This window comes from Leptospira weilii serovar Ranarum str. ICFT (genome assembly GCF_000332415.1).
GTDB lineage: Bacteria > Spirochaetota > Leptospiria > Leptospirales > Leptospiraceae > Leptospira > Leptospira weilii_A.
The window spans coordinates 1-12,233 of record NZ_AOHC02000046.1; the positions used below are offsets into that span (position 1 = coordinate 1).

Consider the following 12,233-nt stretch of genomic DNA (forward strand, 5'->3'; position numbering starts at 1 on the left):
GAATATCCGAGTTAGAACCGGGACTTGGACTCTGTTTGGGGCGCTCGCGCAAACTCATGGAGTGTCGCGTTGTTATCTTTTCAATTATCTGCTCTGGTTGGACGATCTCGGAGTCGGAGATTCTATCTTGGATACAGTAAATGCGGGAGTTCCCACATTTCACAGATCTTACAGTTATATTCTACACGTCGACCTGGTAAACAACGAGGTCACAAGAAAACTAAGGTGCAGACCCACATCCTATTTTTACACATTGGATTATAGAGACTGGTTCCCATCCTAAAAACGCGCGGATCCGGCCCCTCTGTAGACCTAAAATCAAAACGCAAACTTTTAACGGATTCCCAATTCCAAAGATTTGGGACGAACTCTGAGCAAAAAAGAAAATTAGATCCGTAAAATTCAAAGGAAAGAGCCGATCACAAACCAGGTTTCTAAAATCTAAAAATCAAGCCGGACATAAACCGGCTTGATTTACCAAATTTCAAAGAAGAATCAGATCGCGTGAGTTCGGTGGTTGAAAATCTGGGCGAATCCGGCCTTAGCAGGCCGAAGAACCACGCTTGAACTCAATGTTGTCTGTGAAACTGGCTTGGGACTATCCATTCTTTCTGTTCTTGTTCGACGACTTAACGGGAGCGTTCTTTCTTTGAACGATCTCCTCCCATTTTTCTTTCAGCCAAGGTCCGGATTCTTTCGTTTTTCCGTCCGCAAATTTTACGAGATACGATTTCCCGGAGACGCTGGATTTGGAACCGATAGAATCAATAAACTCCGGGATCGTTTGAATTCTTCCGTCCGCCGCTTTTAACTTTCTTTCCATGTGAACTCTGGCTTCTTTCGGATCGTGTTCGACTCCGTTTCGGATAAATTTACATTCGCAGGATTCAAGCGTCCCCATCAGTAAATTTAAATCGTTTCTAAAATCGCTCGTGCCGTCGGCAACGATTGAAAAAGAAAATAAAAAAACAAGACAATATATCATATTACTCATATATAAAGCTTCCTGAATGCGTTTTCATTTTGAGTTTGTCCCAAAAAAAAATTAAAATCGAACTCTCTTTAAACCAATACAACAGAAATAAATGGAGAATTAATTTTTCAACGACTCTAATGCAACAATCATTGAACAAATCCGGAAATTTTGGAACCGTTCTTACAACTTGATCGGAAATTTTCGGTTCGGGCAAAAAAAACGAAAAAATTCCGATCGAATTTAAGAGTTTCTAAGTTTCCGCAATCTTAGATCGAATTTCCCCAACAATCGATTTGATGATCCACCGCATAAAGTCCGGGAGCGAGCATCCTTCCTTTTTTGGATTGATCCGCCATACCCAAAGCGGCCGACGCAAGTTGTCCTATGATCGCATCCATTCCTTCGGTAGGAACCCCGTAAAATAAAAAGTTGATCGGACTCAAGTCGCTTAACAAAAAGAACGTCTTTTCGATTTCTTTACCGTCTTTTGAAAAAAGGAAAGTCACCTTACCGCCCTGATCGATACCGGATTGAGGATCCAAAATCCGATCGAACTCCATTCGGATCGGATAAGCCCCTATCTTCTTATCTTCCGAAAAAGAAAGCCTATCGATCCAATCAATCCAATCAATCCAATCCGTGTATTCCGCGGTTTTTGTAGAACCGGAGACGATTAGAATTTTAGATTTGGTTCCGTTGAGAACCAAGTCTTCGAAATGCTCCCGTTTTAAGATCGAGGTTCCTATGACTCCCAAAATCAAATCCCTGGAAAGAAATTCTTCCCTTGGAATTTCATCGATCGTTCCGTAGCGGAGTTTTTCCGTTTTGGAAACTTTGAGATCCACTTGAATCACGTCCCGATTGGTTTCGTGTAATCTGGATTCCAAATATTTACATAAGAAAGAACCGATGTTTCCTTTTGCGCCTAGAATTAAAATCTTTCTGGAAGAAAGAATCATTCCTTGTCCGTTTAAGATCGTTTCGATCGCGTTGAGAATGGAGTACGCGACCTCTTTGGATTCTTCCTTAACTTTTTGATCGGAGATCGCAATGGAGAAAGCCGGTAAAAAAAGTTTTTGATTTTTATCTTGGACGCCTTTGAGTCTATCGTATCCGTTTCGAGTGTGTTCTACGGTGCCGACTAACGTTTGTTTCAGAAATTCGCTCGCTTTTATTTTCGGAACCTCTCTTTGTACGGAATATTCCTTGCAGAGAAATTCAACGTCCTTACCGGAAAGAGCAAACTCGTTGAAAAAAGGCGCCACGTAACCTCCGTCTTCGACTAAAATCGTTCTTTCCTTTTTTTGAAACGAATCCAAAAGAAAATTCAAAAAAAGATGTCCGGAAAGAAGTTTCATCGCGTCAAAAAAACCCAACTTTTCCTCTTCCAATCGATCGTAGAGAATTTTGAGTTCGGAAGAATCGCTATAAAGAGGAGAAACCGAATAATAGATTTTATTTTTAGGCCCCACTTTCAATTGAAGACCGGACATAAAAAAATGATCGGTGGGAACGTCGAGAAGAACGTCCAAATAAGCCGACGGAACCACTCCTCCGTATTTTACGAAGGCTACGACGAGCCGTTTGGAGCCTAGTCTGCGGAAGGTTTCAATCAAAGCCACGATTTCGGAAGTGATATGGTGTATTAGAAAAACGTTAAGTCCTATCAAATCAAAACTGTGATTTTCCCCGTTTGCGATTTTTTCCAAAATCGGCATTCGTTTGAGAAAATGATTCAGATCCAGGGTGGTTCTTTTTGCGTTGAAGCTGAAGTTTAAAACCCGATCCAGTCTGGAAAGATCCATAAAAACCGTGATGTCGTCCGTAAGTCGAACCTTAACCGTAAGACCTTCTTTTAGATGTTTTGTAATTTCATGATCTTCTAATACAAGAAAAATCTTTTTAAACAAAGGAAGGGTTTCGATCGGATCGGTTTTAACAATCTCGTCCGAAAACATTTTGTCCCAGAACAGACTGATCTGATCCAATTTACCGAGAGGAGTTTTTTCGATTTGTTCAAAAACTCTGGAAAAGGAACGGTTTTCTTCCACGTAGGATTTTTCACCGCGTTGCGCCGCGCTTAAAATTCCGTTGTTGATAGCTTCCGCAATTTTGGTGCTTCCCGCGATGAAAATCCGCGAATCTATATCGTCCACGATTACGTGAGGAACCGCAGTAAGATCTATGTTGGCTCGATCGAAATTTTCGACCGTCAACCGAAAGAAAAATTCTCCGGGTTCTTTTTGATTCGGAACCCTTTCCAAAATGAATTGATAGTCTATGTTTTCGTTCGGACTCGCGTGATGAAACGGAAAAACCAAAGCATACACGGAACAGTTTTTAGGATCCCCTCCGTAAAACTCGGGATGAATTTTTTTGGCCCAGACCTGTCTCTGAAAAGTTCCAAATACGGTTCGGAGATGATCCTGAAATTCCTCCTTAAAAAGAAGAATGTCTTTTAACACCCCGGCTCTTGCATAAATTTGAATATACCCGATATGCATATTCAAAAGTTCGCTATTGATATTGGGATTGATCTTGTAAAAAATCGTAACATCTCCGATTCCGTTTTGAACTTGATCGAAAACTTCTTCGCCTAAGGTTCTGGAAAGAATGGAAAGCCCGGTGAAAATTCTAAGATTTCTTAAATCGAGATCCCAAACTCCTTCCTCCCCTTCTTTCAGATTCGGTCCGAGAGAAGTTTCCAATTCCCTAAACTTGTTAAAATTAGGCATGTTCGATCACTACTTTGATCGCTTCCGGCGTGTGAGCGATCGTAAACGCCTGAGAAAGATTTTCCGGAGAAAAAGAATGAGTGATCATATTTTTTTCCAGAGCGTCCGAAACCTTTTTGTTTTCCTGAAGGAGTTTGATCGCAAGACGAAAATCTCCGCATCGGGAGGAATGAATCGACTTTCCAGCATTCAAAAATTCTAATAGATGATTTCCTTTGGATTCTCCTTTGAAAAGGATCGCACTTCTAGGACGGATGAGCGAATTTTCGTGGCGAGAATTCGGGCGAATCAAAAAGTCGATTTCTTCCACGGTTCCGGCGATTCCCAAATCGAAACGCGGAACGTGTCCCTGGAAATCTTCGGAAAGAAGGATTTTTTCCGCGTCTTCAACGCTTCCGTAATATACTTTAAAATGAGACGGCAAAGAAATCAGGCCGACGCTCGGCGCAACGTAAACGGTTCGGTTTGTACGATTTTCTTTTTCCCAATGAAAGTTTAGATTTTCATCGGTGAACTTTAAAAGCGAAAGTTCATCGACGACCAACTCGGTGAGTTTTTTAACCCCGAAAACTTCCTGACCGTTCGTGGTTTTGAGGTGCAATTCTCTATTAGAAAATTTTAATGCACTTTCAAAACCGCCGGTTGTACTCGTCGTATCGTAGACGATCGCAAAACGATTTTGGAGAGATTCGACGTTTTCTTTTCTAAGATCAATTGCCTCGTCCGCGCCGAGATTGAGAGAAAGTTTTAAAAGACGGTCGTGTCTTGCAAGCGCTGAAATTTTAAATCGAATTCCGGAAGAGTTTCGAAAGGCGACTAACGCTGCGACGACGAGACTTCCCAATCTTCTCGGACCAAGGACCGCAACTTCGTCTCCATCTTTAGGCGGAGAAGCGATCACTGCCTGCAAAGAAGCCGCGAAAGGTTCGATCAAAACCGCGGTTTTATCCGAAATATTTTGAAACGGAATGGCCGCGTTTTGAGGAGCCAAAATATAAGGACCAAATCCGCCCGGAAGTCTGTCGATTCCGAGAACTTTTCTTTCGGGACTGTGGGACGGAATTCCTTCTTCGCAAAATTCATCGGAAGGAATTTCTCCTCTGGCCTCAAACGTGTCGTTGATCTCGACCACGTATTTTTGTTGGATTCCGCCTTGAGGTTCTACGTCTTCCGCAATCACCTCGTGTCCGATCACCTGCGGCAAGGGGAAAGGAAGAAATCGTCTGGAAAGATCCGTGGAACAAACTCCGCAAAGTTTGGATTTTAAAAGTTTATAACCCGGACCGAGGTGCAGATATTCTTTTCCGTTCCTGGAAATATCCCAACCTTTTTCCAGACTTCCTTCGAACTGATAATCGGCTTTTTCAAAAGTATCGTCCGAACGATAGTCCATGGCTGAGAATTGAATTTTCATTACATCTACCCTTGGTTAGACAAAAAATCCGAGGGAACTCAAGTTCCTTAGAATTTCGGTCAGTGTAGAATTTGTAGGGATTCCGACAAATCCATTCTCACTGATTGGAAAATACGATTCGACCTTTTCTCCAAACGGAAAACTCCCCCGGTTTGCAGATCGTCCATTCTTCATTGGAAGTAAGAGGTCGAGTCGCGATCACGGTGACCCGATCTCCCGGCGTCGTGACCTTTCGAAAGTCCACGCTGAGATCCGCGTCCACAAGTCGAGCCTTTCCAAAGGGAGATTTTCGGGTGATCCAGGAAAGTTTTGTGGAACAGAATGTGTAAAGATTTCTGGAATCGCTTAAGAGGATGTTGGAAACTCCTTTTTGATGGAGTTCCCACATCAAGGATTCGGTGGTTTTGAAAAGTTCCGCGTTTTTTGCAGGAGGATTTTTGAACTTCTGTTTCAGTTTTCCCAATAACCAACAGAACGCGTGTTCCGAATCCGTGCTCCCGACCGGTCGGAAATCGCCGAGCGATTCTTCCTTGATCTTTTTGAATTGTCCGTTGTGGGCAAAGGTCCAGTACGAACCCCAAAATTCTCGTACGAACGGGTGGGTGTTTTTCAGTTCTACTTTTCCGCGATTTGCCTTGCGAATATGGCTGATTACGGTTTCGCTCTGGATCGGAAGTTTTTGGACGAAGGCAGCGATTTTGGACTCTACCCCGGGTTCCGGGTCATGAAAAACTCGCAACCCCCTTCCCTCGTAAAACGCAATTCCCCATCCATCCTTATGAGGTCCGGTTTTTCCCCCTCTTTGTACGAGACCGGTCAGACTGAAGCAGATGTCTGTCGGGACATTCGCGCTCATACCTAGGAGTTCACACATTCCATCCTTCCTCAAATATCGTTTAATATATTAGAACAATTTTCGTAAAAACAGAAGTTTTCTGTCCAGTGATTTTTCAAGGATTCCTTGCAGAAATGACAGGGAACTGGAAACTAAGCCGGTGATTTTGCATATAGATACGGAAACAGGTTGGAGGGGTGGAGAAAGGCAACTCCTGCTTCTGGCAGAGGGGCTCAAAAAGCGAAAGATTCCACAACTCATCCTGGGCAAACCGGGATCGGCCCTGGAAGGACGGTGTTCCGACCATAACCTCCCTTTTTTAGCGCTGGATATGAAAGGAGAATGGGATCTCGCGTCGGTCAAGGCGATTCGAGCGTTGGTTCAGGAAAAAAAAATCAAACTCGTTCATACGCATACGGCAAAGGCACACACACTCGCCTTGTTCGCAAAATCAAAACTTCCCGATATCAAACTCATAGTTTCCCGGCGAGTCGATTTCAGTATTCGGAAAAACTTATTTTCGATTTGGAAATACAAATCCAAACGAAACGATCTTTTTCTGACGGTTTCCGACAAGATCCGAGAAATTCTACTCAGGGACGGTGTCGATCCAACCAAAACCGTCACCGTTCACAGTGGAATCGATTTCTCTTTTGCCAAAAAACTTCCCGATCCGGCTCGTTACAAAAAGGAATTTTCGATCAAAAAAGATACGATCGTGATCGGAAACGTAGCTGCGCTCGTGGATCACAAGGATCAGAAAACTCTTTTGAACGCGATTTCCAAAATCGACTCTTCCAAAAACTTCAAGGTTTTTATCGTCGGCGAAGGCGAACTCAGAAAAGAATTGGAAACCCTTTGTAACACATTAGGAATCTCTGATAGAGTTGTTTTTACGGGTTATAGGACGGACGTTCCCGATATCCTTTCTCTTTTCGATATTTTCACTCTGACCTCCAAGGAAGAAGGGCTTGGAACTTCCATATTGGACGCGATGGCCGTGGGGCTTCCGATCGTCGCGACCAAAGGCGGTGGAATCGGAGAAATGTTAACCCATGAAAAAGGCGCTTTTCTCGCGGAAGTGGGAGATGCGGAAGCTCTCGCAAAATATTATGAAATTCTTATAAATGACGCGAAACTCAGGAAAACGTTCGGGAGTTTTAACAAAGAATCCGTCAAACGATTCTCCATCAAAAACACGATTCGCAAAACGGAACTCGCATACTATTCCTTTTTAGGGGAAGCACTTTTTGGAGAAAAAGAATGAAACGTCTTCTTATCATCGACGGACACGCGTTCGTATTCAGGGCGTATTACGCCTTCGGCGCTTCCAATCTCACCAATTCCATAACCGGAAAACCGAGCGGAGCTACATTCGGTTTTTTTAAAATGCTTTTTAAACTCCTCCAGGATTACGCGCCGACTCACGTCGCGATGACCTTCGATCCGGGCGGACCTTTGGAAAGGGGAAAAACCTTCGAGGATTACAAGGCCAATCGTAAACCGATGCCGGAAGACCTTCGCCCTCAGATCAAAGAGGTGATGGAAACCCTGGAGAACATCGGTTTTAAGGTCTTGAAAATGGAAGGCCACGAGGCGGACGACATCATCGGTACTCTCTGCGAAAATTACCGTGCGACCGCAAAAGAGATTCTCATTTTTTCCGGAGACAAGGACTTATATCAATTATTAGAAAAGAAGAATATAAAGATGCTCCGCGGCAAAAAAGGAGTCACCGAGTTCGTCGAGATCGATTCCGCATGGGTAAAGGAAGAGTTGGGTATAGACGTAAAACAAATTACGGATTACATGGGAATCGTCGGCGACACTTCGGATAATATTCCCGGCGTAAAAGGAATCGGAGACAAGGGAGCTTCCAAACTTCTCCAAGAATATAAAACCTTGGACGGGGTTTATAAGAATCTAGACAAGATCAAAAATCCCGGAATGAAAACCAAACTCGCCGAACAAAAGGAAAACGCCTATCTCTCCAAACAACTCGCGACAATTCGAAGAGATCTTGAATTGGCAATCACCGAAAAGGATATCGAAACTCCCGATTACAAATCCGATCAAGCGATTCTTTATTTTAAATCCCAAGGTTATAACGTTCTTTCCAAGGATCTCGCTAAGTCCGCGGGAAAAGAAGTTCCAAAGGACGCGGAAGTTTCCGCCGACGCACAGGAAACCAAAACGATTCCCGCAGGCGAAAAAGGAACGTATAAACTGATCACTTCGGCGGAGGAACTTTCAAAAATTTGCAGAGGACTTTTAAAGTCCAGGATTCTTTCGGTCGACACGGAAACCACTTCGCCTAACCCCGTTATGGCGGAATTGCTCGGAATTTCTTTTTCCAATCAGGAAAAAACCGGCTTTTACGTTTCCGTTAAAAACAACGCTTCCTTATTTCAGGACAAATCGCTGAGTTTGGAAGAGGTTCGGGAACATCTGGGTCCCGTATTGTCCGGCCAGGTTCCGAAAGTGGGACAGAACATCAAATACGATCTAATCGTATTAGAAAATCATGGTTTTGTGTTAAACAATATTCAATTCGATACGATGCTCGCTTCGTACGTTCTCAGACCCGAAGGAAGACGTCATAATATGGACGATCTTGCAAAGGATCTTTTGAACTACGATACGATCACTTACGGCGATCTCGTCGGCACGGGAAAGAAAAAGAAAGAACTGGCCGACATCGATCCGGAACAAGTCGCAGTTTACGCCGCCGAAGACGCGGACGTTACGTTCCGTCTGTATCAAATTCTGAGAAAGTCGATTAAGGAATCGGGAGTGGAACCGATCCTCCGCGATATGGAAATGCCTTTGATTTCCGTCCTTGCAAAAATGGAAAAAACGGGTATCACCTTGGACGTTCCCTACTTCCAAGAATTGGCTCGCGACTTCGATCGAGAGATCCGTCATTTGGAATCCGAAATCCACAGACAAGCGGGCGGGCCGTTTAACATCGCTTCTACGAAGGAACTTCAGAAAATTCTTTTCGACGATCTCAAATTGAAAACCGTGAAAAAAACTCAGACGGGTTATTCCACGGATCACGAGGTTTTAGAAGAACTTGTCGGAGAACATCCGATCGTCGAAAAACTTTTGGAATACAGAAAGTATACCAAACTCAAGTCCACGTATGTGGACGCTCTTCCTAAGATGGTCAATCCGAATACGGGAAGAATTCATACGAGTTACAACCAAACGATCGCGGCGACCGGAAGATTGTCTTCCACGGATCCGAACTTACAAAACATTCCGATTCGAGATCGAGAAGGCAGACTTCTCCGTAAGGGATTTGTGGTCGGATCGAACGACTACGAAATTCTAAGCTTGGATTATTCTCAGATCGAACTTAGAATCATGGCGCACATATCCAAAGACCCTGCGATGCTCGACGCATACAATCACGGAATCGATATTCACAAAAGAACCGCAGCCGCATTGTACGGAGTTCCCGAAAAAGAAGTCACACACGAAATGAGAGACAAAGCCAAGGTGGTCAACTTTTCGGTGATCTACGGAGTGACTCCCTACGGACTCAGCCGCAATCTTAGAATTCCGAGAGACGAAGCCAAATCGTTTATCGAACGTTATATGACACAGTATCCCGGAGTGAAAAGTTATATGGACTCTATGGTGGAGTTCGCCGAAAAGAACGGTTACGTTCAAACGTTAACCGGACGTCGTCGTCCCGTGGTCGATATCAACAGCACTCACAAGTCCGCAAAAGAAGCCGCAAAAAGGATCGCGATCAACAGCCCGATCCAGGGAACGAGCGCGGACATGATCAAAATCGCGATGATTAAGATTCACGAAGATATCGAGAAAAAACATTATAAATCCAGAATGTTATTACAGGTTCACGACGAATTGGTTTTCGAAGTCCACAAAAAGGAAAAGGATGAATTCAAAACGTCCATGAAAAAATACATGGAAACCGCAATGCCATTGGATCTTCCGATTCTTGTGGAAGGAAAGTTCGGAGTCAACTGGGACGAGGCGCATTAGAGTTTTGTCATAGAGTGCGATCCATGGAGAGCATTCTGCAATTTGCCGGTTTAAAAAAACGGATTTCCATTGGAAAATTTGAGAAAATCACGGATCGATTTATTCCGTAAAAAAAATGTTTTCGTGCGTATAATAGTCGTTAAACGGAGACTCTATGACTTTGGAAGAATGGAAGCGGACTGGTTCTTATGTTTCGTATCAAAATCGGAAAATTTTTTTAAAGGAAGAGGGCAACGGAGAAAATCTACTTTTGATTCACGGTTTTCCAACCGCCTCGTTTGATTGGGAAAAAATTTGGCGACCTCTTTCTAAAAGCAGAAGGTTAATCGCTTGCGATTTGCTCGGATTCGGATTTTCATCCAAACCCAAAATCGATTATACGATTTTTTTACAGGCGGACATGATCGAAAAATTGTTAAGCGACAAAGGGATCCAAGAAGTGAAAATTCTTGCGCATGATTTAGGAGACACGGTCGCTCAGGAATTACTCGCTCGTTTTATCGATCGAAAGAATTCGGGAGAAAACGGTCTGAATATCAAAGCGATCACTTTACTTAACGGCGGAATTTTTCCGGAATCGCATAGACCCAGATTCATACAAAAACTTTTACATAGCCCTCTGGGATGGATTCTTTCGCAACTTATGAACCGTAAGTCTTTTCAGAAAAGTTTTTCCGCGGTTTTCGGAACGAACACAAAACCGAGTCTTGAAGAACTCGATCGGTTCTGGGAATTGGTCGCTTCGGACGGTGGAACTAAAATCGCTCATAAACTGATTCGATACATTCAAGAGAGAAAAACAAACCGAGAACGTTGGGTAGGTGCGATACTCGATTCTCCGATTCCGATTCGTATGATCAACGGTATGGAAGATCCGGTAAGCGGCGCCCATCTTGTAAAACGATACAAAGAACTTTCTTCCTCCGCGGACATTGTAGAACTTCCGGGGATCGGCCATTATCCTCAAGTAGAAGCTCCGAATTTAGTTTTGAAATTCGTCTTATAAGAATCCGTCAAACGCCAATAGAAACAAAACGTTGAATTTTGGATACGCCGCAAGATCGTGATCGGTCTCCGTCCCGATTTTGAATCATTCTTTTTCCATATAGGGATTCTCCTTGAAAAAAGAAGTAATGAAAGATATTGATAAATCGGGAAGATTTCGTTTTAAAAGTCTTCGATTCTTCACATGGCTAAGTCGAGCTATAATAACCCTAGATTTTTTGATTTTGTATATGACGAATTTTTAACAGGCTCCGTTGACGATTCGATCTTTTCGTTTCAAGAGGGTGATCTTTTTAATTCCTTAAAGAGAGAGAATATTTTGGAGTTGCTCGAAATCACCGGAGTTCTTCCTGAAATTCGGAAGAAGGGTTATCATAAAAATCCAACTTGAAATTTCAGGTATGGGCCAAGATTTTCAAAGACTGGCTTTAATTTCCGATAAGGAAATTTTATTACATCTTCGTTTGAGTATTCAAGAATACAGGTTGGAAATCAACGATTACTTCTTTAAGGAGAAATATCTCGTCGTCAATTGGTTGCAGACACGTCATCCGAAGTCCCTATCTATGGATAAATGTCGTCTGTATCCCGGACAAGACGTTCCGGGGCTCGGAATTTTTCATCAGATTTCAGACTTTATCGGATTTTTAATTTTGTCTCTTCGATTGAACGGCGCGGTAATTCGTCCCGAATACTTTCACGATGCCGTTTTATTTTCGAAAAAATTTCATTTCCTAACTCCGGAAGCTCAGGCTTTGTTTATCGCTCTAAGAAGGGATTTTAAAAACGATCTATTCGCGAAATTTCAACTTATCTTCATTCCGGTAAAATTCAAAATCATAAAAACACCTAGAATGGAAGGCCGTTGAAATGATACACCTAGTAAAGAAAACTTTGAACGTTTTCGTCTTCAATAAGAAGTTCGATAAAAAAGTCGCCAAGATCTTAGACACGATCAAATTGAGTGTTACGAAATCATAACGGGTCGTTCGAGGTTTAACTCAATCTCACTCCCTGGCGCTGCGACCCATCGGGAGCAGTGCCACTTTAGTTACCTGGGTCGTTCGAGGTTTAACTCAATCTCACTCCCTATGAGTCAATGCTGTCAATTTAAGAGACTCTGCCGTAATAGATTTCAAACTTACGTTTTCGAACTTTATGTTTTCTATTGAAGGTTCTATTTGGAATGACAGGTAGCCGATGTTTTAAAAGTTCGGCTTTCATTTCATCAAAAACGGAGTTCATCGGTTC

Annotated in this window: 8 protein-coding genes and 1 pseudogene; 5 read left to right on the plus strand and 4 right to left on the minus strand. The window is 43.0% G+C overall.

The annotated features are described in order from the left end of the window. Positions 1-283 (plus strand): DUF1564 family protein (locus tag LEP1GSC060_RS19665; protein ID WP_155119707.1); only part of this gene is annotated, 283 nt, incomplete at its 5' end. A gap of 315 nt (positions 284-598) precedes the next feature. On the opposite strand, the gene LEP1GSC060_RS15690 is transcribed toward LEP1GSC060_RS19665, so the two are convergent. The 4 genes from LEP1GSC060_RS15690 to LEP1GSC060_RS15710 all read right to left on the minus strand — a co-directional run bounded on the left by LEP1GSC060_RS15690 (position 599) and on the right by LEP1GSC060_RS15710 (position 5,999). After that, a complete protein-coding gene (locus LEP1GSC060_RS15690; protein WP_003007766.1) occupies positions 599-994 on the minus strand; it encodes a YfeK family protein in 396 nt (131 codons plus the stop codon). A 248-nt stretch (positions 995-1,242) separates the two neighbouring features. After that, positions 1,243-3,711 (minus strand): hypothetical protein, encoded by a 2,469-nt coding sequence (locus tag LEP1GSC060_RS15700; RefSeq protein ID WP_036096788.1) that lies wholly within the window; start codon positions 3,709-3,711, stop codon positions 1,243-1,245. After that, positions 3,704-5,125 (minus strand): MDR/zinc-dependent alcohol dehydrogenase-like family protein, encoded by a 1,422-nt coding sequence (locus LEP1GSC060_RS15705; protein WP_003007778.1) that lies wholly within the window; start codon positions 5,123-5,125, stop codon positions 3,704-3,706. The genes LEP1GSC060_RS15700 and LEP1GSC060_RS15705 overlap by 8 nt, the downstream gene beginning before the upstream one ends. A 97-nt stretch (positions 5,126-5,222) precedes the next feature. Further along, a complete protein-coding gene (locus tag LEP1GSC060_RS15710; protein WP_003007782.1) occupies positions 5,223-5,999 on the minus strand; it encodes a class II glutamine amidotransferase in 777 nt (258 codons plus the stop codon). Between the two features lie 121 nt (positions 6,000-6,120). On the opposite strand from LEP1GSC060_RS15710, the gene LEP1GSC060_RS15715 reads away from it, so the two are divergent. The 4 genes and pseudogenes from LEP1GSC060_RS15715 to LEP1GSC060_RS15730 all read left to right on the plus strand — a co-directional run bounded on the left by LEP1GSC060_RS15715 (position 6,121) and on the right by LEP1GSC060_RS15730 (position 11,963). Next, a complete protein-coding gene (locus LEP1GSC060_RS15715; RefSeq protein WP_003007788.1) occupies positions 6,121-7,227 on the plus strand; it encodes a glycosyltransferase in 1,107 nt (368 codons plus the stop codon). After that, a complete protein-coding gene (polA, locus tag LEP1GSC060_RS15720; RefSeq protein WP_003007780.1) occupies positions 7,224-9,977 on the plus strand; it encodes a DNA polymerase I in 2,754 nt (917 codons plus the stop codon). Before LEP1GSC060_RS15715 ends, polA begins: the two co-directional genes overlap by 4 nt. Positions 9,978-10,131: 154 nt before the next feature. Further along, a complete protein-coding gene (locus LEP1GSC060_RS15725) occupies positions 10,132-10,983 on the plus strand; it encodes an alpha/beta fold hydrolase (RefSeq protein ID WP_003007786.1) in 852 nt (283 codons plus the stop codon). Between the two features lie 183 nt (positions 10,984-11,166). Continuing rightward, positions 11,167-11,963 (plus strand): annotated as a pseudogene (locus LEP1GSC060_RS15730) (histone deacetylase). Positions 11,964-12,233: the final 270 nt, after the last annotated feature.